Annotated in this window: 25 protein-coding genes and 1 tRNA gene; 9 read left to right on the top strand and 17 right to left on the bottom strand. The window is 53.8% G+C overall.

The genetic code is table 11. From position 1 onward, the window contains the following. The 8 genes from ACPV0M_RS01515 to ACPV0M_RS01480 all read right to left on the bottom strand — a co-directional run bounded on the left by ACPV0M_RS01515 (nt 1) and on the right by ACPV0M_RS01480 (nt 9,154). Complete coding sequence (locus tag ACPV0M_RS01515; protein WP_425621236.1) at nt 1-864, bottom strand: sulfotransferase family protein; 864 nt, start codon at nt 862-864, stop codon at nt 1-3. Beyond that, entirely contained in the window at nt 839-1,198 is a 360-nt protein-coding gene (locus ACPV0M_RS01510; RefSeq protein WP_425621235.1) for a WbqC family protein, read from the bottom strand. The genes ACPV0M_RS01515 and ACPV0M_RS01510 overlap by 26 nt, the downstream gene beginning before the upstream one ends. Beyond that, a complete protein-coding gene (locus tag ACPV0M_RS01505; RefSeq protein WP_425621234.1) occupies nt 1,195-2,280 on the bottom strand; it encodes a DegT/DnrJ/EryC1/StrS family aminotransferase in 1,086 nt (361 codons plus the stop codon). The genes ACPV0M_RS01510 and ACPV0M_RS01505 overlap by 4 nt, the downstream gene beginning before the upstream one ends. Further along, entirely contained in the window at nt 2,277-3,053 is a 777-nt protein-coding gene (locus tag ACPV0M_RS01500) for a class I SAM-dependent methyltransferase (RefSeq protein WP_425621233.1), read from the bottom strand. Before ACPV0M_RS01500 ends, ACPV0M_RS01505 begins: the two co-directional genes overlap by 4 nt. Further along, complete coding sequence (locus ACPV0M_RS01495; RefSeq protein WP_425621232.1) at nt 3,050-4,402, bottom strand: ABC transporter ATP-binding protein; 1,353 nt, start codon at nt 4,400-4,402, stop codon at nt 3,050-3,052. The genes ACPV0M_RS01500 and ACPV0M_RS01495 overlap by 4 nt, the downstream gene beginning before the upstream one ends. Continuing rightward, nucleotides 4,392-5,222: an ABC transporter permease gene (locus tag ACPV0M_RS01490; protein WP_425621231.1), complete on the bottom strand. Its 831-nt coding sequence runs from the start codon at nt 5,220-5,222 to the stop codon at nt 4,392-4,394. Before ACPV0M_RS01490 ends, ACPV0M_RS01495 begins: the two co-directional genes overlap by 11 nt. Before the next feature lie 39 nt (nt 5,223-5,261). Next, on the bottom strand, nt 5,262-6,653 hold the full coding sequence (locus ACPV0M_RS01485) for a sugar transferase (protein ID WP_425621230.1): 1,392 nt from the start codon (nt 6,651-6,653) through the stop codon (nt 5,262-5,264). A gap of 68 nt (nt 6,654-6,721) precedes the next feature. Further along, nucleotides 6,722-9,154, bottom strand: coding sequence for an O-antigen ligase family protein (locus ACPV0M_RS01480; protein WP_425621229.1), 2,433 nt, complete (start codon nt 9,152-9,154; stop codon nt 6,722-6,724). A gap of 347 nt (nt 9,155-9,501) precedes the next feature. Between ACPV0M_RS01480 and ACPV0M_RS01475 the strand changes: the two genes are divergently transcribed. From ACPV0M_RS01475 to ACPV0M_RS01455, 5 genes are all read left to right on the top strand, one after another. Then, nucleotides 9,502-11,181: an ABC1 kinase family protein gene (locus ACPV0M_RS01475; RefSeq protein ID WP_425621228.1), complete on the top strand. Its 1,680-nt coding sequence runs from the start codon at nt 9,502-9,504 to the stop codon at nt 11,179-11,181. A gap of 33 nt (nt 11,182-11,214) precedes the next feature. Next, a tRNA-Val gene (locus tag ACPV0M_RS01470) sits at nt 11,215-11,289 on the top strand. Between the two features lie 258 nt (nt 11,290-11,547). Further along, nucleotides 11,548-11,949 (top strand): hypothetical protein, encoded by a 402-nt coding sequence (locus tag ACPV0M_RS01465; RefSeq protein ID WP_425621227.1) that lies wholly within the window; start codon nt 11,548-11,550, stop codon nt 11,947-11,949. Nucleotides 11,950-12,449: 500 nt separating this feature from the next. Then, complete coding sequence (locus ACPV0M_RS01460) at nt 12,450-12,773, top strand: DUF485 domain-containing protein (RefSeq protein ID WP_425621226.1); 324 nt, start codon at nt 12,450-12,452, stop codon at nt 12,771-12,773. Then, on the top strand, nt 12,773-14,311 hold the full coding sequence (locus tag ACPV0M_RS01455; protein WP_425621225.1) for a sodium:solute symporter family transporter: 1,539 nt from the start codon (nt 12,773-12,775) through the stop codon (nt 14,309-14,311). The genes ACPV0M_RS01460 and ACPV0M_RS01455 overlap by 1 nt, the downstream gene beginning before the upstream one ends. A 170-nt stretch (nt 14,312-14,481) precedes the next feature. On the opposite strand, the gene ACPV0M_RS01450 is transcribed toward ACPV0M_RS01455, so the two are convergent. Then, nucleotides 14,482-15,063 (bottom strand): copper amine oxidase N-terminal domain-containing protein, encoded by a 582-nt coding sequence (locus ACPV0M_RS01450; RefSeq protein ID WP_425621224.1) that lies wholly within the window; start codon nt 15,061-15,063, stop codon nt 14,482-14,484. Between the two features lie 120 nt (nt 15,064-15,183). Further along, the gene (gene galE, locus ACPV0M_RS01445; RefSeq protein WP_425621223.1) at nt 15,184-16,170 is read right to left on the bottom strand and encodes a UDP-glucose 4-epimerase GalE; all 987 of its coding nucleotides are present in this window, start codon (nt 16,168-16,170) and stop codon (nt 15,184-15,186) included. A gap of 116 nt (nt 16,171-16,286) precedes the next feature. Here galE and ACPV0M_RS01440 point away from each other — a divergent pair, with 116 nt between their 5' ends. Continuing rightward, nucleotides 16,287-16,682 (top strand): hypothetical protein, encoded by a 396-nt coding sequence (locus tag ACPV0M_RS01440; RefSeq protein ID WP_425621222.1) that lies wholly within the window; start codon nt 16,287-16,289, stop codon nt 16,680-16,682. On the opposite strand, the gene ACPV0M_RS01435 is transcribed toward ACPV0M_RS01440, so the two are convergent. Next, the gene (locus ACPV0M_RS01435; RefSeq protein ID WP_425621221.1) at nt 16,683-17,579 is read right to left on the bottom strand and encodes an MBL fold metallo-hydrolase; all 897 of its coding nucleotides are present in this window, start codon (nt 17,577-17,579) and stop codon (nt 16,683-16,685) included. Nucleotides 17,580-18,079: 500 nt separating this feature from the next. On the opposite strand from ACPV0M_RS01435, the gene fbp reads away from it, so the two are divergent. After that, nucleotides 18,080-19,201 (top strand): fructose-1,6-bisphosphate aldolase/phosphatase, encoded by a 1,122-nt coding sequence (gene fbp, locus ACPV0M_RS01430; RefSeq protein ID WP_425621220.1) that lies wholly within the window; start codon nt 18,080-18,082, stop codon nt 19,199-19,201. Nucleotides 19,202-19,315: 114 nt separating this feature from the next. On the opposite strand, the gene ACPV0M_RS01425 is transcribed toward fbp, so the two are convergent. From ACPV0M_RS01425 to ACPV0M_RS01400, 6 genes are all read right to left on the bottom strand, one after another. After that, nucleotides 19,316-20,047, bottom strand: coding sequence for an NAD(P)/FAD-dependent oxidoreductase (locus ACPV0M_RS01425; protein ID WP_425621219.1), 732 nt, complete (start codon nt 20,045-20,047; stop codon nt 19,316-19,318). A gap of 112 nt (nt 20,048-20,159) precedes the next feature. Beyond that, entirely contained in the window at nt 20,160-20,591 is a 432-nt protein-coding gene (locus tag ACPV0M_RS01420) for a ribonuclease HI family protein (RefSeq protein WP_425621218.1), read from the bottom strand. A 7-nt stretch (nt 20,592-20,598) separates the two neighbouring features. Further along, nucleotides 20,599-20,904, bottom strand: coding sequence for an EscU/YscU/HrcU family type III secretion system export apparatus switch protein (locus ACPV0M_RS01415; protein ID WP_425621217.1), 306 nt, complete (start codon nt 20,902-20,904; stop codon nt 20,599-20,601). A 147-nt stretch (nt 20,905-21,051) separates the two neighbouring features. Beyond that, entirely contained in the window at nt 21,052-22,122 is a 1,071-nt protein-coding gene (locus ACPV0M_RS01410) for a hypothetical protein (RefSeq protein ID WP_425621216.1), read from the bottom strand. A gap of 241 nt (nt 22,123-22,363) precedes the next feature. Beyond that, complete coding sequence (locus ACPV0M_RS01405) at nt 22,364-22,468, bottom strand: hypothetical protein (protein ID WP_425622231.1); 105 nt, start codon at nt 22,466-22,468, stop codon at nt 22,364-22,366. 164 nt (nt 22,469-22,632) lie between these two features. After that, nucleotides 22,633-22,929 carry a DUF6431 domain-containing protein gene (locus ACPV0M_RS01400; protein WP_425622230.1) on the bottom strand — a complete coding sequence of 99 codons (297 nt, stop codon included), beginning with the start codon at nt 22,927-22,929 and terminating at the stop codon, nt 22,633-22,635. A 290-nt stretch (nt 22,930-23,219) separates the two neighbouring features. Here ACPV0M_RS01400 and ACPV0M_RS01395 point away from each other — a divergent pair, with 290 nt between their 5' ends. Continuing rightward, a complete protein-coding gene (locus ACPV0M_RS01395; RefSeq protein ID WP_425621215.1) occupies nt 23,220-24,242 on the top strand; it encodes a YeiH family protein in 1,023 nt (340 codons plus the stop codon). Between the two features lie 22 nt (nt 24,243-24,264). Then, nucleotides 24,265-24,762 carry a universal stress protein gene (locus ACPV0M_RS01390; RefSeq protein ID WP_425621214.1) on the top strand — a complete coding sequence of 166 codons (498 nt, stop codon included), beginning with the start codon at nt 24,265-24,267 and terminating at the stop codon, nt 24,760-24,762. Nucleotides 24,763-24,765 lie beyond the last annotated feature (3 nt).

Here is a 24,765-nt window from a genome sequence, read left to right as displayed (position 1 = left end):
TTAATATGCTCCTTTTTTATTCGAAAGTTTATAGCCAAAAGCATTCAACGTTTCGCCTGCAATGGACTCAAACAGGATTATTTCTTCGTAAGTTAGGAAATTTTGGTACTTCCCAATATTATTACAATCCGGCTTTTCTAAAGTTTTCGATTTCCACTGGAGGAATTCAATTGGCTCATCGTTATTTTTATAATAATCAAGCATCGATTCGTTGTAATCAATGCCCAGGAAAATACATATTTTTTCTAGGGTTTGACACGGAAGCGTGACCAAAGCTTCATAGGTAATCAACAATGATCGTTCATATAATTCTTCGGCAATAAATTTATTATTATTTACCCATTCATGTGCAATTTCTTCTATTGAATTGGGAAGATTAGGAGCATATATGGAATTTATTTTTTTAGCAAATAACTCTCTATAAGAAACAGCCACATCTCTACCATCACGCACAATAAAGATTAATTTAGGATCATTAAAAATTTCTTTTATTTTTGCTATGTGCTTAATATAGAAATTATTTTTATCGCCAACCAACGTCGGGTTCTTTCCATTCTTTTGTGCGTAGATCAAATATATGGCAAAGGCAATTTCTTTATATTGCTTAAATTTTCTAGATAACATGAAACTTTTAACTTCTTCTTCGCGTATACCCCAAGTTTCAAATTTTTTTGATTTAATAACATCTTCTACAAAGTTCTTAACTGTTTCCATGTCAAAAAAAGACTTTTCTTTATATTTCTCATAAAGCCACAAAGCGAAGCCACATTCAGGCGGAACCGAAATTAATGGATGGTTATTGAGCATTAACCTTAGCAAGGACGTGCCAGATCGTGGATTACCAATTATAAAAAATGGAGACACACCAAAAACCTCGCTTTCTTGGGATCTCACCACTTGGATCCTTGTTAACTTGAATTCCATTATTTTTATAATGTTCTAACTGACGCAATATCCTCGCTTTCCACTCCAGTGTTGGATGTGCTTGGATATTCCGAATCAAATCATTCTTTGAATGCTTTTTAAGTGCAATAATGTACTGCCATCCGCCTCCCGGTTTGAGAATTCGGTTTCGGTTAATCCATCCATGGCGAATATATTGAACATCGTCGAATAATACAAATGTATCCACCGCATGAATCAACTGCCAATATCCAATATATGGGGAAAAATATGGTTGCATGACGGCCGCTCTCACAGGATGGCATCCTTGATTACTTTCGATATTTTCAATATGTCATCCTTCAACAAACTGTCATACATCGGCAAGCATAAAATCCTTGACGCCAGATTTTCTGAGACAGGGCATGATACATAGCTGTGCTGCTGAAGATACGGCAGCGTATTGAGGGAAGGATAAAAATATCGTCTCGGCATTATCCCATTTTTGATTAGTGCTTCACGGACCCGCATCATAGTTTCGTGATTAGGGAAAACCACCGGGTAGTATCCGTAATTGTACTCCACCCCGGCCGGAATGTGTGGCCAGCGTAATCCAATCCCATCCAGAAATTCATTGTAATATTCTGCGCACTGGCGGCGGCGGGCGATGATTTCATCAACCTTCGGCAGAACGCAGAGACCCATAGCCGCATGAAGCTCGGACATTTTTGCGTTAATACCAACCTCAAAGTAATCATTTTCCCCATGGTGGCCAAACTTTTTCATAAGAGAAACTCTCTCTGAAACTTTCGCGTCGCGACAGACTACCGCCCCGCCTTCTGCCGTGTGAAACAACTTCGTTGCGTGAAAACTGAGTGTTGATACATCACCATGAAGCAATATTGATTGGCCATTAATCTTGACACCAAAACAATGAGCGGCATCGTAGATCACCTTGAGATTGTATTTTTGGGCTATTTTCTCTATTTTTTCTACGTCGCAGGGGTTACCATAAACATGTGTGGCCAATATCGCACTGGTTCGCTCTGTGATTGCCTTCTCAATTAATTCTGGGTTGATGCAGAAGGTGTTCTCATCGATATCCACAAAAACCGATGTGCAACCCTCCCAAACTATTGCTGTCGCCGTTGCAACATAGGTAAATGGCGTGGTGACAATTTCTCCCGTTAGTTCGAGTGCCTTGATAGCGAGTTGAAGTGCCAGCGTGCCATTTGCCACAAGCTCCAATCTTGGAACGCATAAATATTTACATAGCTCATTAGCAAGTTCCTTGACCAAAGGTCCATTGTTGGTGAGCCATCCTTCCCTCCAAATCTGTTGGAGGCGATCTTGATATTCGGTGAAAGGTGGAAGAAATGTCTTTGTAACGTTAATCATGGCTTTTTCACAATATAAAGGACACTCGTATTCTTGAGGCCTAGTCGTTTAAAAACTCGCTTGCCAAAATATGTGACACCTAATTCTTTCAAATGAAACCCGTGCTTTTTTATCTTTTTAACATAATCGTCATGCGCATATAATCTGACATGGTCATTTTGTCCGAAATATTTCCAGCGTTCTTCTTCCGTCTTAACCGATGGATCTTCAATTGTCTTTTCAAGTCCGATGATAATGGGAACCATCAATATACCACGCCCACCCTTTTTTGTTATTCTAAAGAGTTCGCTTATTGCCAAATCATCATCTTCTACATGCTCAAGCACATGGCTGCATATAAAGAAATCAAAACTATTGTTATTGAAAGGCAGGTTCATCAAATTGACAATATAATCAACACCTTCCATCATGGCATCAGCGGTCTGATAATCAAAATACCCCAATGACTTAATTTTAAGAGATAAGGCATGCTCCGGGGCAAAATGAATAAAATTTATGCCTTTCTTAATCATTCCCATCTTAATTTCGTGATCAAGCCATAAAGCATAAAGCCTTTCCCGATCGGAAGCGCCGCAGACCGAACACAAATATGTTTCAAGCGCAGTCATTTCTCCACACCCGAAGTATTTGTAGCCATATTTCTCGGCATTTTCCCTATAAAAGTCTGGCAGGGGAGAAAATGACATGCCTTGGCTACTGCAGACGGGACAATATGTGGAATCATCCCTGTAGACGAGAAAATATTTCAATATTTTAGCAAGAAAATGTTTCATATTTCTATACATCCATATGAGTTCGGTAGCAACACTTTGGCCCAAACACGACCCTCTCTTTTTCGGGTTACATTGAATACTATGGCGTCGTCAATCACATCGAGGAACTCGGCGGTCTCATCTACAATTACAGGCTTGGTTAGTTGAATCTGAATACTATATATTCCTTCCTGTAGCGGTAGATTTGTCGTATAGGTAACGACATATCGAGCATCTTTGCGAGCATGCACAATGGGCTTGCCGAGCGTTCTTGGGCCTGCTCCAAGAATTAGGTTTTTTTTGTCATCCAAAATGTAGTAATTTGGCGATACATCCAGGTCGCTATGGCTTTTAAAATAGATCTTTATCCTTACTTCCTGATTGAACTCAACGGAATTGATCGGCTCATCGTCTGTGTTGAGTAACTCGACATAAGTAACGCGGGCACCACCCGAGCCATAGCGGAATTGCTCCACCCTGCGATCAAAATCCTCCGATTCCTTAAATCCTTTACATTGTGTTGGTGGCGATGTTGATTCGGTCTTTTCTTTAATGGCCGGAAATGTGGTTGGTATGCGTACAAAACGGCGTTGTTCTTCGTTCATCTCTTCCCGCATCATTCTAACGTAGTGTTCTGCCACATCCGCGGCGGTTCCTACACTTTTCAACTCTCCACGCTCAAGATGTATGGCACGGGAACACAGGCTCTTAACAGCCCCTATGTCATGGCTGACAAAGAGCACTGTAGCGCCTGCTTTCTGTATTCGCGTGAGGGCCGTCATACATTTGGCCTGAAAATTCATATCGCCAACCGCGAGCGCTTCATCAACAATCATAATTTCCGGTTGAGACATGATATTGACGGCAAAGGCCAGTCGCACGTACATCCCGCTCGAGTAGGTTTTTACAGGTTGCTCCATGAACTCGCCGATGTCGGCAAAGGCGGCAATGTCGTCGAAGCGGGCGTCGATTTCCTCTTTGCTCAAGCCCAGCACCGCGCCGTTCATGTATACATTCTCGCGCCCCGTGAACTCCGGGTTGAAGCCGGAGCCGAGTTCCAGCAGCGCCGCGATACGGCCGTTGGTTTCCACCGTACCGCTGGTCGGGGTAAGTGTGCCGCAGATAATCTGCAGCAGCGTCGACTTGCCCGAGCCGTTGCGGCCGATGATGCCGACGGTTTCACCTTTTTTAACCTCGAAAGAAACGTCCCGCAAAGCCCAGAACTCGCGAAAGTAATTTTTGGGCTGCCTGCCCACAAGCCGTTGCAGGCGAGGGATAATAGACTGTTTGAGCCTGTCTTGTGGGCGATCGTAGATGAAGTAACACTTGGAGAGGTTGCTTACCCGGATGGCTATATCATTAGAGGACATCCGCGAACCCCTTTCGCGTTTTCTGGAACCACCAGAAGCCAACGGCGGCGACGGCAAGGCCTGCAATCATGGCTATACCCAGGGAGGACCAATTGGGCAGGCTCCCGAAGATCAATACCTTGCGGCTCTCTTCAATGATAAGCGTGAGCGGGTTGACCTGCAGCAAACCTTGATATTTCTCCGGAAGCGCCGATATGGGGTAGAACACGGGCGACATGAACATGAGTACCATGGTGAAAATGCCCGTAACCTGCCCTATATCGCGCACGAAAACCCCCAACGCTGCCAGAAACCAGGCAAATCCCATTCCGGCAAAGACTAGGGGCAGCAATACCAGCGGGAAAAGCAGGCTGGTCCACGGCAAGGACTGGTTGATGAGGAGTTGCGCCAGTAACAATACACCCACGCTCACCAGGCTACAGAAGAGCGCCGACCCCATGGCCACCCAGGGCAGAATTTCCAGGGGAAAGACCACCTTTTTGACGTAATTCACATTGGAAATGATCAACCCCGGCGCGCGGTTGATGCATTCGGCAAAGAGGCCGTGCACGATCATGCCCACGAAAAGAATAAGGGCAAAGTCGGCCTTGCTTTCCTCCCCGCCCACGCCCCAGCGGGCCTTGAACACGACGGAGAAGACGAAGGTGTAGACGAAGAGCATCAGCACCGGGTTGAAGAACGACCAGGCCAGGCCCATGACCGAGCCGCGGTAGCGGCCCACGACCTCGCGCCGGGTCATCTGCCAGATGAGCCGGCGGTTGCGCCAGAGGCTCGTGAACATGGCCACAGGTGTGGCGGGGTGAGCTTGATGGGGGTTCATGCGCACACCTCCGCGTGTGATGCATCCTTTGAGACATGGTTAAATCGAAGGCTTTTCTTGTTCCGCAAGTAAATTTGTAAATTGTTGCGCAGTGCTTTCCTTACCCCCTCGCGCTGTTGCCGGGTGAAGAAGTATCGGTATCGTTTGAAGAATTATCCTCAAGTCGAGCAGCAAAGAGTAATTTCTAATATAGTAAAGGTCATACCGCAGCTTGTCTTCGGCCGACGTGGTATATCTTCCGTAAACCTGCGCTAAGCCGGTGATCCCGGGCTTAACCAAATAACGATAGCGATACTCCGGATTGGCCTTCTCGAACTGCTCCACGAAAAAAGGACGCTCCGGGCGCGGGCCGACGAGACTCATATCGCCCTTCAGGATATTGAATAACTGGGGAAGCTCATCCAGCCGGGTAGCGCGAAGGAATCGTCCAACCGGGGTAACACGCGGGTCCTTTTCGGTCGCCAGTACGGGGCCGGTCACCTTTTCGGCGTCGGCCACCATGGTGCGGAATTTATAGATGGAGAACTCCCGGCCGAACTGGCCCACCCGCTGCTGGGTATAGATCACGGGACCTTTGGAAGTAACGGCGACCAGTACGGCGGCAACCAGCATTACCGGAGCAAAAACAATCAAGCCGGCCAGAGCGGCAACCAGGTCAAGAGCCCTTTTCGTAAATGCCTGAAAACCGGACAGGCGAATGTCCTGGATCTGCATCACGGGCAGGTCGTCAATTTGTCCAACCCTGGCGTTGCTCACCGCCACGTCGTATAAATCGGGCACAAGGTAGACTTCTTGGCCCGTGGCGATGCAGGCGTTCAGGATTTGGGCCTTCAATTCCCGTGGTACGGAAGGCGCAACCAAAACGCCGTCCATCCCCGTAAGTTCGGCCTCAAGATCGAGGCCCTCGTTAAGCTCGACTACCTTCGCAATTCTGACCGAATCTCTCGGCAGCTCCAAAAGCTTCCCCGCGATGGTTTCGACATCCGCCGCCGGACCGATTAGGGCAAACGTCCTCTGACCATACAGCAAACGATCCCCGTGCCACATCAGCCACCGCCACAAAACAAGCAGGACGATCTGGCAGAAACCGCCCAGGATCAGTACGCTGCGGGGGAAGGCGAACTCGCGGAACCAGAAGGTCAGGACCATTGCACTCAAAACAATTAAAACGACGCCGGTAATCAGGGACCTGAAGACAGGGAAAAACCCGTTCAACCGTTTCTCGTAGAGGCCCAGCCCCAGAAACAACAGGGCTGTTAATCCCGATATCCACGGAAGGGTTTCGATGAAGGGACGGACGTTGACCTGCGGTACGTCGAGTCCAAAGCGGATGACAAAAGCCAGGGCGAAGCCGGCGTTGACCAGAAAGACATCGCCTATGCCCACCAGCCAGCGCGGAACGTATTCGAGTGTCTTCCGGCTCCCTTTCATAACTGAGACCCACTTTTAGATTACTGTTTTACGCATAATGTCTGGAAGCTCGTCGCGTATCTATCGTGCTATTCGATTACAGGTAACCCCTTAAGGATATCGTAGATCTGCTCGAAATCAGGGTTGATCTTTTTAGCCTCTTCGACCAGGGCGTTCGCCTCGGCCTGTTTCCCCTGCTTTTCCTTGACAAGGGCCAGCCAAAGCATGGCCTGCGCCTTGCTGTTGTCATCCCCGATACCTTGAACGGCTTCATCCAGCAGGCTCCCCGCCTGGTCGAACTTGCCCAGCAGGTAGGATGAGGCGCCGAGGCTGAGCTTCATCTCCGGCGTCGGTTCCAGCTTCGCCCCCTGCCAGAGTTTCTTCTCTTCAGCCGTCAGCCTGCTGTTGATCTTCTCCATCGAGGAAGACACTTCCAGCGCCTTCTCCAGGTAAACCCGGGCCCGATCCTTCTGGTCATCATTCAGCAAACTGTAACCCAAAGAGAAGTACGTACGGGCAAGAAAATCGTACTGTTTTACGTCGAGCGGCGCGACGCCGACCGCCTTCTCGGCGTACTTCGCAACGTCTTCGGTCTTGCCCCGGGCCGCCAGCAGGTTCGCCAGCAACTGGTACCTGGCCGGCGTGTAGGAGCTCATCTGCGCCGCCAGCTTGGCTTCCTCAACGGCCTTGGACAGGTCATCCTTGGAACCCGTAGCCTGGTAGGCCTGGGCCAGGGCGGCATGGTAGCTCCCCTCGAACGGGTTATAGGCACAAGCCTTTTGCAGGGCGACGATTCCGCCGTTGATGTCCCCGCTGCGGAGCTTGGTGTAGCCCTGCTGGGCAAGGCTGCTTGCCGTAGCCAGGGTCGTACCGAAGGAGATGATAATAAACGCGGCAACGGACGCCGTTACGAGCGCGGTGCTGTTGAGAGGAACGTAGGACGACTCTTTCCGTTTCCGGGGCGCCGCTTCCGTCACGGGTTCTTTGACCAGCGACAAGGCGGCGGTGATGCCGAACAAAACCCAGAGCACGAGGGCCAGCGCGGCAAGCGAAAGGTTGAAGTCGATCGAGGCATGCACGCCTATGGCCGCGCCGGCAACGGTGACGACCAGAACAAGCGCCTTTCTCCCGGCGTCCTTCGCCCCGTGGTAAAGGCGGTGGTTGGCCCACAGGAAGACGCCCCACAGGGCGGCGAACAGCAGTACGCCGGCGATACCCGTCTCCACGCCGATCTGGGCGTAGTGACCGTGGGCCTGGCGGGTGATGAAGTGGTAGTTCTGGAAGGCCTGATAGGCCTCCTGCCAGCCGCCGCCGCCCCATCCGGTCAGGGGCCTGGCGGTGAACATCTCAAAGGCGTCGGTGATGGAATCAATGCGATATTTCGCGTTAGTCAGGTCGAGCACCTGACTCTTGATGGACTCGTTGGAAGCCACCCAGATCCCCACGCCGACTGCGGCCAGCATACAGGCCCCGGCGACGGAGGCAATGATCGCTTTCCTGTACGCTTTAAACCGCTGTCTCAGGCTCCGGTTCCACCAGTCGGTCAGGGCCTGGGAACCAACGATAACGAGCAAGCCAAGTAAAACCCACAGCCAGGCGATTTCAGGGCTCTTGGCCTCCGCGCTGCGGATGAAGAGGAAGGCCGCCGGCGCGGACGGAATCGCCGTAAGCACCAGGTGCCAGAAGTAGGGTATACGGTCTGTTCTAGCACTGAAGATAAAGAACAAGGGCAGTATCAAGATGAAGACCAGGAAGCCGCCGTTAGATTTGGCCCCCACGAAAACGGTCAGGACAATAAAATTGCTGAGAGCAAAGAGGTACGGCCAGGGGTTGGTCTTGGCCAGCCATTCGGGGAGCTTGGCGAAAGGCAGCCACTCCTGCAGCCGGGCGGATGAACCGCCGGCGCTGTTCCAGAAGTAGATGCCGAGGAAGAATCCCGCCATCAGGTAACTGGCCAGGGCGTTAGGATACTGGAAAGAAGAGTAGAAGCGGCCGCTCAGGAAGCCGTCCTTGATATGGATAATCCCCGTCGCCGTCGCCAGGCCGGCCAGGGCTACGGCCACAGCCGCACAGTAGACGACCTTCAGCAGTTGGTTAGCATCTTTATCCGAGCGGACCAGCCTAACTGTCACCCAGAAGACCAGGAAATAGAGAACGTTCTTGGCCACCTCGGTCACGGCCAGCCCGGTGTTGACCGCAAAGAACGCGCTGTAAATGCAGACGACCGGCAGGCCCAGCATGAGGTAGTCCAGGGGATGTTCGAACGCCTTGTACCGCCGCTGCGTCCACCGGCCGTAGAAGACCAGCCAGAAAAGAACCGCCGCAAAGATTAAAGCCCGGTACTGTTCCTCGGCGAAGAACAGGCCCCGGAAGAACGGGGTGATAAACAGCAACGCCGCCAGGCCCCAGAAGGCGATGGAGAGGACCAGCGGCCGTTGTGCTGCTGCGGTATCGGATGTTGTTACAGTCGATGCTTGTTGCGCAGTCGCCGTTTTCTTCGTCTGCTTCGCTTTTTTCGCCATGTTTGCGGATGCGGCTTGCGCCGGACCCTGCCTCCTTCATTTGCTCGTTGTCTAGTCAAATGCTGCTGAAAAACTCCGCTTCCTGCTTCTACGCCAAAAAAGACCGGGGTTTGGTTTTCTAAACCGCCAAGACGCCAAGATCGCTAAGATAAAAACCGGAGAAAGACAACCACCAAGGACGCCAAGAAGAGGCAAAAAGCTTGGCACCTTAAAATCCATTTTAAGGTAGGTTTCCCTAAGAGTCAACAAACTTCGACGATGTCGGCCCGACCGAAACCCTTGTCGCCTGAAAAAGGCGCGGAGTGATTTTGCGGTCGTTATGATATGCTAAAACCGAGGTGGCGTTCTTGTTCGGGCGCATCATTCTCCGCTACCAAAAAGCCCAGAGGTACCGCCGGATAGCACGCGTGCTGGCCGCGCACGGTTTTGATTTCGTCCTTCAGTACGTCGGACTGGCTGACCTGGTCGCCCAACCCCGCAGGCTGTTCAGGCGCCAGGAACAGCCAAAGACCCGCCGCTCTTCCGCGGAGCGCCTGCGCACGGTCCTGGAGGAACTGGGCCCTGTTTTCATCAAGCTGGGGCAGCTCTTGAGCACCAGAGCCGACCTGCTGACGGACGAGTATATCCGCGAGCTGGAAAAGCTCCAGGACGATGTGCCGCCGTTCCCGTTCCCCGAGGTTCGCCGGCAGGTCGAACGCGAAATGAACGTTCAGCTGGAGGACGCCTTCGCCGAATTCGACCCGGTCCCCATCGCCGCCGCCTCGGTCGCGCAGGTCCACCGGGCCAGGCTCTCCAGCGGGGAAGAAGTCGTCGTAAAAGTACAGCGCCCGGGCGTCGCTCAGGCGATGCTGGTGGATATCGCCATCCTGCACGACTTCGCCCGCTGGGCCGACCGGCACACCGCCTGGGGTAAAGTTTACGGCTTCGCCGAGCTGGCCGACGAGTTCACGCAGATTATCGCCGAGGAGACGGACTTCCGCGAGGAGGCCCGCCACGCCGAAGCCCTGCGGCGCAACGCCCTGAACGACCCCAATGTCGTCATCCCCAAGGTTTACTGGGATTACACGGCCAAAACGGTTTTGACCATGAGCTGCGTCCACGGCATCAAACTGAACAACCTCAAGGCCATCGTCGCCGCCGGCATCGACACCAAGCGTCTGGGCCTGCTTGTCGCCAACACGCTGTTGCGCCAAATCCTTGTCGACGGAGAGTTTCACGCCGACCCGCACCCCGGCAATCTTGCCGTTACCGGCGACGGCCGCCTGGCCATGATGGACTTCGGCATCGTCGGCCGTCTTTCGCGGGAGACAAAGGACAGCCTGGGATTGATGGTTCTGGGCCTGGTCAAGAAGGACTCGTCCGTCGTTTTCCGGGCAATCAGGGAGATGGGCGTCGTCCCGCCGAGCGTTTCCCCCGTCGCCGTCCGCCGTGACATCGAGCGGCTCCAGGAAAAATACTACGACGTGCCGATTACGCAGATACGGGTCGCCGAGTCGCTGACCGACCTGATGCGCGTGGCCTACAAGCACCATATCAGGCTGCCCACCGAGCTGACCATGCTGATCAAGGCCCTGGTCACGGCCGACGGCGTGGCCCGTCAGCTTAACCCCGACGTCAGATTGGCCGAGCTGGCGCAGCCCCTTGCCAAACGCCTTGTCACCGAACGGCTGAGCTGGGCCCGCGCACAGCGCGTACTGCTGGAGGAAATCCCCGACCTGGCGCGGACGGCCGCCGAGATCCCCGGACGGCTGAGCCACCTGCTGGCCCTGGCGGGAAGGGGCGAACTGCGGTTTACCCAGGAAAACCCCTCCATCGACCGCTTCGGACTGCTGCTGAAAAGGCTCGTTCACCGTTCGATCCTGGCCCTGCTCTCGGCAGCCTTCGTCGTAGCCGCCGGTTTCTTCAGCACCAGCGGCTACCGTGTGTTAGGCATCCGCGCCGCTGATGCGGCCGTGGCCGTGAGCGCCGTAGCCGGCGGGCTGCTGCTATGGAGCTGCCTGCGCGGCCGGCGTAAGAACTTGCAATAACACAGGGGCCGTGCTATAATGGTTTTTGCAAACGGGCGATTAGCTCAGGGGGAGAGCGCTTGACTCACATTCAAGAGGCCGCTGGTTCGATCCCAGCATCGCCCACCAATAATGACAAGGGATTGCGGGTTTTACCCGCTGAAGTACTGCAGCGCATTTGCAAACATTTTGCAAACGAAAATTGCGCTGCAATTTTTTTATGTATCGAGCTTGATAGCGGAGATCTTGCGCTCCTCAAATCCGGGCACCCTTCGGTCAGATGCTTGCGCGTAATGCCTGCCTGTTTCTGGTAAGTGAGCAGGATTTACAACTGTCCCGGCGAATAAATACAAAAGGTTGCCAGGCAGCCGGAGAGGAGCTGATCCGATGTCCGAGGAGCGCATTGAACAGCTGTATACGATGGTCGGCGATCTTTTGCGCATCGTCGGCAATACCAACGCCGCAGTCGAGGAACTGCGGACCGATGTGGTCGAACTTAAGGCCGATGTGGCCGAACTCAAGGCCGATGTCGCCGAACTCAAGGCCGATGTGGCCGAACTTAAGGCCGATGTGGCCGAACTTAAGGCCGATGTGGCCGAACTTAAGGCCGATGTGGCCGAACTTAAGGCCGATGTGGCCGAACTTAAGGAGGGCCAAGCCAGGCTGGAGGCGCAAATGGCCGAGCTCCGAGAAGACGTTAAGGAGATCAAAGAAAACCAGGCTTCGGTCTTCGAAGTGCTGGGAGAACACGAAATCGCCATCAGAACCTTGCGCCGGCGCGCGGGCTGAAGCTTTAACGACTTCGCACAAAGAAGAGATTCAGAACCCCAAGGATAATAGCCTTGGGGTTCTTTGTTTGCTGTTCGCGATTAACAGTTAAATACTGGACAAGCGGTTTGCTGTCGGCAGCCGGCGGTCGGCAGTTAGCCGTTAGTGTCAGCGTGGTGTCGTTGAAAGGGTGGAGTCAGGCCTTGAAAAGTCTAATTCTTTGGCTCAAATGCAAGCCGGCCCTTGCCAGGCGCAAGAATCGAACTTATTTAAGAGCCCGACTCCGGTATACCCGATGCAGAAACCGTTCGGGCCCAGTTTTCAGTCTTTAAAGAATAAAATGTTGGCCGGCAGCAGGGAACCACATAGGATTAAATTGATACAACATTCTAAAAATTCGTAATTAGCAGAAGGGAGGACTGGGGTGGTTCAAAGAAGAGAAGAGTTTCAAGGAAGAAACATAAGGGGTTCGAGTTAGACGCATGTCGCAAACAGCTTAAGGGCTTTTAAGGGGGGTCATTATGGATAGGGATGAACAGAGAATCGAGGACTTGCCGGAGTTCAAAAGTCTCGTTGTTGCGCGGTGGACGGTGGCGAGTATTCTAACGTTGCTGGTCTTCGTCAGCTATTACGGATTCATTCTATTGGTCGGCTATTCGAAGGAAACCATCGCCCGCAAGATAGGGGATGCAACCACTCTCGGTATCCCGATGGTGGTCCTTGTAATCGTAATCTCTTTTGTCCTCACTCTTGTTTACGTTTTGTGGGCCAATTCGAGCTATGATTCGAGGGTAACGGCGTTACGGCAGTCGCTCGAAGATCGTAAAAAACGGGGGGTGCAATAATGCAGACGTCTTTGGGGCAACCCACAGCTCTGGGGATAACCTTTTTCTTTCTCTTTGTGGCTGTCTCTCTCGCGATAACCTTCTGGGCGGCCCGGAGGACGAAAACAACTACGGAGTACTACGCCGCCGGGCGGAGCGTATCGGCGCTTCAGAACGGCTTCGCTTTGGCGGGGGATTACATGAGCGCGGCTTCGTTCTTGGGTATTGCCGGTATGGTTGCTTTAAAGGGATTTGACGGCATGCTTTATGCAGTCGGTTGGCTGGTGGGATGGCCGGTGTTGCTCTTTCTCATCGCGGAGCCGCTCCGGAACCTGGGGAAATTCACTTTCGCCGACGTGGTGGCCTACAGGCTGCGGCAGCGGCCCGTCCGGATCGCCGCGGCCATCGGCAGCATCCTTACCGTCCTATTTTATACCATCGCCCAGATGGTGGGCGCCGGCAGCCTCATCAAGCTGATGTTTGGTCTTCCATATGAGGTCGCAATCATCATCGTCGGCGTGGTAATGCTGATGTACGTGCTCTTCGGCGGGATGATCGCCACAACCTGGGTACAGATCATCAAAGCCGTCCTGCTGCTCGGCGGCGTTACGGTCTTAATGCTGCTGACCATGGCCCGGTTTGACTTTAAACCCGGGGAGTTATACAGCGCGGTAGCGGCCAATTTCGGCCAGGCGGCTCTTGAACCCGGCACGCTGATCAGTAACCCGCTCGACGCCGTCTCCCTCGGTTTAGCGCTGATGTTCGGCCTCCTGGGTCTGCCCCACATCCTGATGCGCTTCTACACCGTTGCCAACGCCAAGGATGCGCGGAAGTCAGTGGCCTGGGCGACGGGGTTTATCGGATATTTCTACTGTATCATCCCGCTCGTCGGATTCGGCGCCTCGGTTTTGGTAGGTCGCGAGGTCATTAGCAGTATTGACAAGGGTGGCAATATGGCGGCGCTGCTTCTCTCGGAGCTACTGGGTGGCCTCCCGTTCCTCGGGTTTATCGCCGCTGTGGCCTTCGCGACCATCCTGGCGGTCGTCGCCGGGCTGACACTCGCCGGTGCGTCCGCTCTGTCGCACGACATTTATGTTAACGTGGTTAAGGGCGGAAAGGCCACCGAAATAAATCAGGTCAAGGTTGCCCGGATCGCCACCATTTTTGTCGGTGTCCTGGCCATCCTTCTGGGCATCCTCTTCAAGGGACAGAACGTCGCTTTCATGGTGGGCCTTGCCTTTGCCGTTGCTTGCAGCGCGAACTTCCCGGCGCTCTTCCTGTCAATCACCTGGAGGAAGCTGAGCACGGCGGGCGCGACGGCATCCATCATTGTCGGCTCTGTTCTGGCCACCGTGCTCATCGTCTTGAGCCCGACGGTCTGGGTTGATGTGTTCAAGAACCCGGCGCCCATCTTTCCGCTGAAGAACCCGGCAATCATCTCAATGACAGCGAGCTTCGCAACGGCCTTTGTGGTTTCTCTGCTCACACCGGAAAAGGATGCCGAGGCGAAGTTCAACACCGAAAAGGTCAGAACCTATCTCGCGGCGGGCGCGGAGTAACGGTTGAGCCGGGTCTCGTTATAGGGGCCCGGCTCTAATGGTTAAGTACGGCAAAACACCAATAAGTTAGTGCCAGGCGCTATTCTATCGCACCCTATAAGCACCAAGGCCTCCGGTTGGACGGAGGCCTTGGTGTCGAATCTCAGGTCGGATCCGGTTCAATCCCAAAATCAGGAAGCATCGGCACTGACGACGCTCACCGTCTGGGTCTGGGCGTTGAAATCAACCTTGCATCCCAGCGCCTGAGCGATGAAACGCAGGGGGACGACCACACGGCAGTTCACGTTCTTCGCCGGCACGTCCAGCGTCTGTTCTTCCCCGTCCACGATCACGACTTTGCTGTCGACCTTGATGACTACAGTTTTATCACCAATAATCGTGACCGTCTTGGTTTCCGCGTCCCACTTCACCTCGGCGCCCAGAGCGGCCATTACGGCACGGAGAGGAATCAAAACACGGCCTTCCTTGATAACCGGAGGAACATCGCCAAACTGGTATACCTGCCCGTTTACCGTCAACCTGTGCCGCCACCCGAAGGCGTTACCCTGTCCGGCGGCCTCCTTGTCCCAGGAGGTACGCTCCCGGTCCCGCTCTTGCAAGCGGTCCTGGGTTTGGTCGCAATCCTGCGTGCAGACACCGGCCTGGGCCTTAAGACTTACACCGGCCTTGGCCGAGGCCGAAACGCCGAGAGCAGGCGCGGCCATAACAAGGACAAAAACTGCAGCCAACATCAGCGCCAAAATACGTTTCATCCTATTACCTCCCTTTCATGTGTCTTCACTTTTGTTTTTCGTAGGCATCCTCAATATTCGGGAGGTAATACTCATAAATTGTAGTTATAGTCCTGCACCTGCAGAGTAAAACACCTGATACTATCCGCCGTACCCGCCGGGGTGCCGGCGGTGCCACTCCCAGGCCGTACGGATGATCGTTTCCAGGTCGTCGTAACGCGGCCGCCAGCCCAGTTCCCGCTGGATCTTATGCGAACCGGCGACCAGCACGGCCGGATCGCCCTCTCTCCGAAAACCTGTTTCTACCGGTATGTCGCGGCCGGTCACTCTCCGGGCCGTATCGATTACCTCCCGCACCGAATGGCCCCGCTCGTTCCCCAGGTTGTAAACAGCCGAGGGCCGGCCCGACAGCAGAGCGTCCACCGCCAGGGCGTGGGCCGCCGCAAGGTCGGTTACGTGGATGTAGTCGCGTATGCAGGTCCCGTCCGGCGTAGGGTAGTCGTCCCCAAAGACGGTGACCTTTTCCCGCAAGCCCAGCGCCGCCTGAAGAACGATGGGGATAAGGTGTGTTTCCGGGTCGTGGTCTTCGCCCATCGCCGCGCTTTCGTCGGCGCCCGCCGCGTTGAAATAGCGCAGGGAGACATAGCGCAACCCGTAGGCGCGGTCATACCAGTCCAGGACATTCTCCAGCATCAGCTTGGTGGCGCCGTACACGTTGACGGGCCGGGCCGGGTGGTCCTCGGTAATGGGCACTTCCTGCGGTTCACCGTAGACGGCGGCGGTGGAAGAGAAAATAAAGCAGCAGACACCCCGCCCGATAAGGGCATCCAGCAGGTTGATCCCGTTGATAAGGTTATTCCGGCAGTACCTGGCGGGTTTAACCATGGACTCGCCGACCAGGCTGTCGGCCGCCAGGTGCACCACAACCCTCACGCAATACTCTTGACAAATCCAGTCAACGAGCTTTGGATCTCCGCAGTCGCCCTCGACAAAGGCCCCGCCGGGGACAGCCCGGCGGTGCCCCTTGCTTAAATCGTCAAGGGTGACCGTGTCATAACCTCGCTCCAGCAGTTCCTTGACCACGTGGCTGCCGATATATCCGGCGCCGCCCGTAACCAGAACGGTCATCATATCTCTCCTAGCCAAAGTTAGCCAAAATAACCTTTTAGTGGCATCCCTGGTTGCTTTTCTTCCAAAGCTTTATGAATTATAATGCTGCCAAGGAGCGTTTGGAGTGTGAGCAAGTGCCCTTAACAGAGCGACAAACCATGCTCGATCATCTTGTCAAACACCTGGAGCATTTAGGTTACAAAGTAACGCATGCCGACCACGACGATTATCCGGCCCCGCCGCTGATCCAGGGATACCAGCCGGCTGTCCTGGCCGTTCACGAGGAACTGGGTCTGTACGCCATCGGCGAGATCAAGAACAAGCAGGACTTAATGTCCAAAAGGATCCAGGAACAAATCGAGAGTTTCAGCGATTTCTCAGACGCCAAGCTTTTTCTCTGTGTCCCGGCACTGTGCCGCGATTATCTTCCGACCTTCCTTTACGACAACCCCAACGTGCAGGTTATTTACTACCCGCCTTTCCAGGTGGAGAGCCTTCTGGTCCAATTGGCCGGGAAAGGTAGTCGGTAGTCAGCAGTCGGCGGCCCACAGCAGCTGCGGTCCTGCAAAGCGCATCCGCAGTCTTCCCTCGGCGCACAGTCCTGCCAGATAGGCCGATACGGTGGCAAACACCAGGACGTATTGTTCCGGCCCGAGGTTGATGCCATACGCCTCGACAACACCGGAGAAAATCGTTTCCCGTGTAGCTCCCTCCCCGGCCAGTTTGAGGATCAGTGCCTCGGTTTCTGTAATCTTCCGCAGGTTGACGGCTATATCCGCCCCCGGGTCCCGGGTAGGGCGCCCGTGGGAAGGGACAACCCAACTGTGGCTCATCGACCCTACCCGCCGGAGCGACTCCTTAGCCGCTACCAGGTCGGCCATATACGGCAGGCGGTACTTCTCGACGATATCCCCGGAAACAAAAGCGTCAGCGGCAAAAAAGACGTCATCCGGGGTAACGACACCGACCTGCTCGGGGGCGTGTCCTGCAAGATCGACGATCTCCATCGAGATGCCGGCGATCTCCTGCCGCCCTGCGGAAAGGACGTGGTCAACCGGGCAGGGCTGGCCCATCAAGAACTTTGTCCGCATCTCCTTGACGGGCACCGCAGAAAAGAGGAAAACCGGCTCCAGGAGCGGGTTCTCGATAACAGCCTTTTCAAAGGAGGTGGCCCAAAATCGGGCTCCGGTCCGGTTGCGGACGAACTTGTTGGCCCCGAAATGGTCGGCGTGCGAGTGCGTATTGATCACCGCACAGGGCGTCAAATTGGCTCCTTCCAGACACCGCAGCAACTGGCGGCCACTGGACTCGTCCAGCCCGCTGTCCACCAGAATGCACTTTCCGTCGCCGCGGTCGTAAACTCCGACATTGACTGCACCCTTAATATAGGATGTCTTTCCTTTTAGATGGATAAGTTCGAGCGCCATTGTCCAGTCTGCACCTCGGTTGTCTTAAGACTATTGGGTTCCCGTTTATCCTATCACACAAAAGCAACCAATTACACCATAAAAGAACGAGGGAGCCATAAAGCTCCCTCTCAAGACTAGCTACGGCTCGCTTACTGCCTGAGCCAGAAGAATCACCGGCCGACAAGCATTTACCACCCCGCATAAGCATTCTGATGAAGAATACGGGGCGAAAACGAGAAATATGACATATTGCCAAAATTGCCTAATAAGCTGTATTAATAGGCGTAAATAGGTCAACTAAAACAGCTTATTTTGGCCAAAAAGAACACAGAATTCAACCGTCATCCAAGAGGATATCCTCACGCAGCCTAGAATAATTACTTTGCCAGCAAAGTAATTATTGTATTGTTCATCCACGCGTAAGTCATAAGCCGTAAGTTGTGGGAGGAGCCGGGGTTTTCACTCCCGCATCTTACGTCTTAAGTCTTTAGTCTAATCTTATCTAGGGAGGATAATTAATGGGTAAAAAAGTAACCCTTTCCGTGATCAAGGCCGACGTTGGCGGGTACGTCGGCCACTCCTCGGTACACCCCGAACTCATTGAAAAAGCGAAAGGCCTTCTTTCCGGAAGCCCTCTTCTGATCGACTTTCACGTCACCCACGTCGGCGACGATATCAACCTGATCATGACCCACGAACTGGGGCGTAACAACGGCGAAATTCACCAGATGGCCTGGGATGTTTTCACGGCCTGCACGGAGGTGGCCAAGAAGCTCAAGCTTTACGGCGCCGGCCAGGACCTCCTCGCCGACGCTTTTTCCGGCAACATCAAAGGTTTGGGGCCGGGCATCGCCGAGATGGAAGTCGAGGAGCGCAAGAGTGAAACCGTCCTGGTGTTCATGGCCGACAAGACCGAACCCGGCGCTTACAACTTCCCGCTCTATAAAATGTTTGCCGACCCCTTCAACACCATCGGCCTGGTCATTGACCCCAATATGCACATGGGGTTTAATTTCGAGGTGCGCGACCTTATCGAAAACAAGAAAATCGTTTTCTCGGCTCCCGAGGATATCTACGACATGCTGGTCTTCATCGGGGCCCCCGGACGCTTCTCGATCAAGCGCATCTTTCACAGGGGCACCGGGGAAATCGCCGCTGTTTCGAGTACCCAGCGCCTTAATCTGATGGCCGGCCGGTACATCGGGAAGGACGACCCGGTTTGCATCGTACGCTGCCAGAGCGGCTACCCCGCCGTTGGAGAAGCCCTGGAAGCCTTTGCTTTCCCGCACCTTGTTGCAGGCTGGATGCGCGGCTCGCACCACGGCCCGCTGATGCCGGTAGCACAGCGCGAGTCCAGGCCGACACGCTTTGACGGCCCGCCGCGGGTGATCTGCCTGGGCTTCCAGCTGGCCGAAGGCAAACTGGTCGGACCGCAGGATATGTTCGACGACCCGGCCTTTGACACCGCCCGTGCCAAGGCCCTCGAAATCACGGATTACATGCGCCGTCTCGGTCCGTTTGAACCCCAGCGCCTGCCGCTCGACGAGATGGAATACACGACGATGCCGCAGGTAATGAAGAAGCTGAAGGACAGGTTCATCGACCTGCGCGAAAAGAAATCTAAGAGCTCCAGCACTTAGATTCCCGCCGTAAACAGAAGTGAATGTATAATGAAGGAGCCGCAGGGCTCCTTCGCTTTTACCAACATTCTGCCAGGGACTTACGACTTACGACCGGATTTTGTCCTGGGTTTACTAGGACAGAATCCGTTTGCGGTATTCTTTGAAGCCGATCCTCTCAATGGACGTGCCCAGGCGTTCGCCCTTCTTCCCCAGCTCGGCGTAGACCTTGATCGTCCTCTCGACAAGCTCCATGACTTCGTCGGACGAAACGTTCTCGACGAGCTTGTCGCCGATGCGCGGGCGGGCCCCGGCGCGCCCGCCGATGGCCACCGTCCACCCCTTGGCTTTGCCGAAAGCCCCGAAATCGCGCAGGTACGCTTCACAGCAGTTTATCGGGCAGCCGCTGATGCCGATCTTGAACTTCGAACCGAGTTCGTGCCGCCCCAGGTGGCGCTTCTCCAGTTCCCCGGCCAGGCCCAAGGCGTCCTGCCGGCCGTAAGTGCAGGCCACCGTGCCCGGGCAGGCGGTTACGTAACGGACACAAGGCCCTACAGCCGGAGCCGGTTCCATATTGAGCCGGTTCCAGACTTCCTCCACGTCTTCGGCCTTCAGGCCGACCAGGGCGATACGCTGGGCCCCCGTAATCTTGATGACGGGAATGCTGAATTCTTCCGCCACGTCCGCCAGCCGCCTCAAGGTATCGACGTCCATCAAGCCGGCCGTTCCCAGCCGCGGCACAATGGCATACGTCTTCTTGTCCCGCTGCAGAATGGCTCCCCTTGGAACTTCCAGCTTTTCTCTGGAGATACCGGCTCCTTCAGCTCTCGGGACTTCTGTAACCCCGGTCACCTCTGTTCCTTCCAAAGGTACAGACCTCCTCTACATAACCTTGTAACTTAAAGGCTAGTCTGCCCGTCCTGTACCAACGCTATAACGCTCTTCATCGAGTAAGGATTGAGGATGAAAAAAGCGAGATCTATTTGGCCTTAAGTACTTTATCCAACTCACGGTTAACGGCGGTATCAGCAAGCCTGTTTTCCTCGCGCGGGACGTGCACCAGGCGCACTTTAACTTCGGGGTGCTCAAGCAGCAGGCGGCGGACGCGGCCGGCAATCTGCTGCAAACCGGCGTCCTTAATGCGGTAGTCCCCGTTAAACTGGCGTACCACAAGCTGGCTGTCGGCCTGAACGGCAGCCTCTACGGGACCGTATTTGCGCGCTACGGCGATGAGCGTGCGGACGGCCATCTCCAGGGATGCCCACTCGGCAACGTTATTCGTGGTCCGGCCCAGGAATTGGCTGCGCTCCATCAAGACTTTCCCGTCCGGGTCACGGACGACGATGGCCGCCGCAGCCGGACCCGGATTGCCCCGGCTGCCGCCGTCTATTTCCACGCGAAGCTTAATCAAATATGTGTTACCCCTTCCCCTGCGTTCTGTTTCTTGCGTCCTGTTCCAGTAAGTACACCCACGCGATCACCGTGGCGACGACCTCGTAAAGTTCCGCCGGAATCTCGCGGTCAAGCCCGAGCGCCGTCAATGTCCACGCCAGCTGCTCGTCGCGGTAAACAGGCACCCCCGCTTCCCGGGCGGTTTCTTCTATCCTTTGGGCCAGCATGCCGCGCCCGGCCGCAACCACCCGGGGAGCGTTGTCCCGTGCCGGGTTGTAGCCCAGAGCCGCCGCCGCCCTCGGAATTCGCTGCTCGTTGCCTTCCTTCGTCAACCTACTCTCCTCCAGGTCTTGATAGCACGAATTTGTTTGTATCTGACTACACGCAGCATGCACTAAGAAAGCTGTGGGATTCTGTGGTATTTGACTTCGTCCTGCTGCCTAATGCCTAACGCTTAATGCTTAATGCCTACGAGCCGTTCAGGCTCGCTCGTTGATCGGTTCATAGGAAACTTCTCCGGGGAGCAACAGCCCCAACGGTGAACGGATGTCCCTTTGTTCCACGGCAACCCTTTGCAGTTCAAGACCCAGCGCTTTGAGCTGCTCCTCGAGAACGGGCGCCCAGCGCCGGGCCAGGCCGGCCGTCTTTTCATCCTGAAGATAAACACCGGCGTTAAGGCCGCGCTCGTTAAACTCAAGGTCAACCCACAGGTCGCCCAGGGTATTGCTCCGGACGTGCAGGACGACCCTGGCCGGCCTCTCCTTGCCATTCGCTTGCTTCACGGGCTCGTCAAGCCAAAAAACCCTGCCTTCAAAAAAGGGCATGGCATTGAGGTGCGCCGCGAAGACCTGTCCCTGTCCAGCGGGCGCCTCGGCCCGGTTGAGAGCTTGAAGACCCTCAGGACCTGCGTTTTCACGCCCGAGCAAGTAATCCATCGCCCTGGCCATACGATCTCCAACAGCGACCCTGCCGTCCATGTTCTCTTGTGTGCCCGCCTTTAAGTAGACAGCCCCCTCTTGCTCCCGCCCCTGTGCCAGCTCCTGCTGTCCCGGTAAACCGGTTGCCCCGGCCGCGCTTTCTCTGGGCCAGTTCAGACCGCTCAACCACACCCGGGCTTCAATCCAAACGGTTCGGAGATGCTGGGGAACGTTCTTCATTTCGGCAAGGAGATCCCTTACGGCCTGAGGATCAATCGGCAGGCCCCAGCGGAGAAAGGCCCGAATGACCAGATCGGTGTCGGCACCCTTAGGCAGTCCAATAAGCGACGCCAGATTCGACGGGGTAGGCGGGCCTTGCTGGGTCTGTCTCGAAGGAAGCTGCCTGACGTGGATCAACTCGGGCGTGGCTCGTTCGACCAAAGCCCAAAAGGCTTGTCCGGGCTCCGAGGGTAACTGTCCCTGTGCACGGAAAAGAGCCCCCCCGAGGCTGACGATGCCTCCGTTGATACCGGGCTCCACCACCGTGAGGCGCACAACCTGCCCCGCCGAAAGTTGCTGCACATTGAAGTTCAAGGCGCTGACGGGCCTGATCGGGGATAGGCTGTTGATCATCGCCCGGATACCTCCCTTACGGGACTGTTGAAAAACTTGAATAATTCCAGAGTTCGTTCCCGTTTTCAGTAAGGTTTGATGGTCAGTTTTAGATTAGTTTGAACGTATTTTTCCACAGGTCCTTACTGGTAGTATTCGACCACCAGAGGGAACTCCCTCCACCGAAAGGTATTCTATAAAACCTCTGGTGAATCTTCAGACGACATTATGAAAATTAAACCGCGGAATCACCGCGGTTTTGCTAGATGCCTTCGTCCATCGCTTCGTCTTTGGGCTTAAAGGTCTGGCACATGGTCTGATCTGAACTGGAGGCCTTACTGGTGCGGTTGTGATCGATGTGAATCATAGGGGCGTCACACATGACGTCCTGGTTGTATGCTCATTCCGTGACCGTGCATTTGATTGCCCTTGCCATTGTTTCACCTCCTCGAGCAGTTATAACTATTGTCTGCCGAAACATTCGGCTCTATGAGCCGAATAACAGTTAAAAATTAGCAGTTGGAAGTGAACTCACTGACTACTGACTACCGGCCACTGCTTCCGTTTGCGCCACGGAATAGCAGCCATGGCTATCGAAGTGGCTTTGCCGTATGCAGTTGAGATAACGCTTACGGCGGGTGAACTAACCCTTAACACCACTTGGCTCTTGGTCTTGCCGCCAACAACCAGGCGGACGGCCTTCTCACGGACGATATTGATGAACCGGCCGTAGGGAACAAGAAAATCCGGCAACAGGCTTACGGTCTTCTTACACCGAGGACAGTACCAACGGTAGACGGGAACTTTGTAGATGGCAAAGCGTGTCACGGGATGACGGGTATAGTGACCGTGGCGATGCAAGCACGGAATGCCAGGATAGTGGCTCTTCCCAGCATTTTACCCCATCCAAAACTATCCTGCCATCATATCTCGTCAATGGATGTCAAATAATCCTGGCGCTAACACGTGCACTTGCTGGCGGTGCTGGCAAAATCCATTATTAGTTTAAGTCCGCATTTTTAATAAATATCAAATTATAACGGTTATTATTGACCGGTATTTCCTTTGTCACGCCCTTTAGTGGTAGACTTGGTAAGAACTAAAGGGGAGATGGTGAAGTGCAAGTTGAAATTCTTCAACACAGAGTACTTTTGCGCGGTAGTATACAAGGATTCATTTTAGCTATGGTGGTTGGAGTTATTGCCCATAATGTTGTTTCATTACCTTTTTTTTGTGTATTCGGACAAATGGTTATTGCTATTTTAATTGGCATAGGCTGGCGGGCAGTTATGGGAATTCCTAAACATGCCACTGTCGGAATAAACTTTGCTAGTAAGAGACTTCTGCGCTATGGTATCATTTTGATGGGTGTTCGACTCAACCTCGATGCTATAGTTGCTGCAGGTTCAAAAGTTATTCTTCTCGATGCCGCAGTTATTTTACTGGCTATTGTTGTTATTTGTTTCCTGGGGCGCTTGTTTGCTGTAGAGGAACGACTGGCTTTATTAACAGCGGTAGGAACAGGAATTTGTGGGGCCGCTGCAATAGCTGCCGTTGCGCCAACGGTTAAGGCCAACGAGGACGAAACAGTTGTATCAATAGCTAGTGTTGCTCTTTTAGGGACTATTGGCAGTGTTTTGTATGTCTTATTACAGTCGTTTTGGGGAATGGATTCAAATTCTTACGGTGTTTTTGCAGGAGCAACCCTACATGAAATAGCACACGTTATAGCTGCAACTCAATCGGCAGGGAGCCCTGCAGCGAATATGGCTATTTTAACCAAACTTGGCCGGGTGGTCCTGTTGGTTCCCGTTACTTTTGGGATCAGTCTTTGGTTTAACTTTAGAAGTGTCAAGAAAGAACAAATTAGCGGGCGGTACAACTTATCCATTCCCTGGTTTCTTATTGGTTTTTTAGGGATGAGCTGCCTTAGAACCATTGGTTTAATAACCGATGAGCTTGCTTCTATACTTCTACAAATCAGCACTCTCTTTTTGACTATTGCTATGGCAGGTATGGGGCTTAGCGTTGAAATGGTGATGTTTCGCCGTATGGGTTTAAAATCGCTCTTTATCGGGCTACTCGGTTCCCTGGCCATTTCAATTGTTAGTTTTGGGGTTGTTCGTACTGTTCACTTTTAAGTTGGGAGGCGTTGAATTAATAATGTTAAGCGGGATGGCGGAGCGGCTCTTGAATGAATTTCAACCGGGAATAGTAAATGCTTCTATCAAAAAGATTGTTCTGGGAGTAGACGGTTCGGCTCCAGCCGTTGAAGCGACCAAATATGCCGTAGGTTTGGCTAGATGGCATGAGGCGCGAATAATTGCTGTGTTTGTGAACCCGGATGGTGAAGATAATGTTATTCCAGAAGACCAATGGGCATATCTGGCAAAGAAAAGCAAAAGAATTCGCTATGGATTGGCTGGTTTGGAACTTGCGCGGAGGTATGGCGAAGCAAACCATTTAAGTGTTAGACTGCTTCTTTTAAGCGGTAATCCTGTTAAACAGATTGTGGATGTTGCCGAAGGAGATGGGGCCGACTTAATCGTTGTGGGGGATACTGGGTTGACTGGCATAAAAAGGATAGCTTTGGGCAGCGTTGCTGCAGCTGTAGTTGAAGCATCTGAAATTCCTGTTTTGGTTGTTAAGGGTAGGTCGTAGCAA

It is taken from the genome of Desulfosceptrum tomskiensis, from assembly GCF_049818055.1.
In the GTDB taxonomy this organism is placed as follows: domain Bacteria; phylum Bacillota; class Desulfotomaculia; order Desulfotomaculales; family JASEER01; genus JBFLVT01.
The sequence above is the reverse complement of the archived record's forward strand: the minus strand, read 5'-3'. Positions and strand labels throughout refer to the sequence as shown.

What these genes read in the sequence shown, in the direction of transcription:
- ACPV0M_RS01495 (WP_425621232.1), bottom strand. Translation starts at nt 4,402, where the DNA reads ATGTCCTCTAATGATATAGCCATCCGGGTAAGCAACCTCTCCAAGTGT.
- ACPV0M_RS01405 (WP_425622231.1), bottom strand. Translation starts at nt 22,468, where the DNA reads ATGATTCACATCGATCACAACCGCACCAGTAAGGCCTCCAGTTCAGAT.
- ACPV0M_RS01390 (WP_425621214.1), top strand. Translation starts at nt 24,265, where the DNA reads ATGTTAAGCGGGATGGCGGAGCGGCTCTTGAATGAATTTCAACCGGGA.
- ACPV0M_RS01505 (WP_425621234.1), bottom strand. Translation starts at nt 2,280, where the DNA reads ATGATTAACGTTACAAAGACATTTCTTCCACCTTTCACCGAATATCAA.
- ACPV0M_RS01500 (WP_425621233.1), bottom strand. Translation starts at nt 3,053, where the DNA reads ATGAAACATTTTCTTGCTAAAATATTGAAATATTTTCTCGTCTACAGG.
- ACPV0M_RS01460 (WP_425621226.1), top strand. Translation starts at nt 12,450, where the DNA reads ATGGATAGGGATGAACAGAGAATCGAGGACTTGCCGGAGTTCAAAAGT.
- ACPV0M_RS01490 (WP_425621231.1), bottom strand. Translation starts at nt 5,222, where the DNA reads ATGAACCCCCATCAAGCTCACCCCGCCACACCTGTGGCCATGTTCACG.
- ACPV0M_RS01455 (WP_425621225.1), top strand. Translation starts at nt 12,773, where the DNA reads ATGCAGACGTCTTTGGGGCAACCCACAGCTCTGGGGATAACCTTTTTC.
- fbp (WP_425621220.1), top strand. Translation starts at nt 18,080, where the DNA reads ATGGGTAAAAAAGTAACCCTTTCCGTGATCAAGGCCGACGTTGGCGGG.
- ACPV0M_RS01410 (WP_425621216.1), bottom strand. Translation starts at nt 22,122, where the DNA reads ATGATCAACAGCCTATCCCCGATCAGGCCCGTCAGCGCCTTGAACTTC.
- ACPV0M_RS01480 (WP_425621229.1), bottom strand. Translation starts at nt 9,154, where the DNA reads ATGGCGAAAAAAGCGAAGCAGACGAAGAAAACGGCGACTGCGCAACAA.
- ACPV0M_RS01485 (WP_425621230.1), bottom strand. Translation starts at nt 6,653, where the DNA reads ATGAAAGGGAGCCGGAAGACACTCGAATACGTTCCGCGCTGGCTGGTG.
- galE (WP_425621223.1), bottom strand. Translation starts at nt 16,170, where the DNA reads ATGACCGTTCTGGTTACGGGCGGCGCCGGATATATCGGCAGCCACGTG.
- ACPV0M_RS01435 (WP_425621221.1), bottom strand. Translation starts at nt 17,579, where the DNA reads ATGGCGCTCGAACTTATCCATCTAAAAGGAAAGACATCCTATATTAAG.
- ACPV0M_RS01465 (WP_425621227.1), top strand. Translation starts at nt 11,548, where the DNA reads ATGTCCGAGGAGCGCATTGAACAGCTGTATACGATGGTCGGCGATCTT.
- ACPV0M_RS01450 (WP_425621224.1), bottom strand. Translation starts at nt 15,063, where the DNA reads ATGAAACGTATTTTGGCGCTGATGTTGGCTGCAGTTTTTGTCCTTGTT.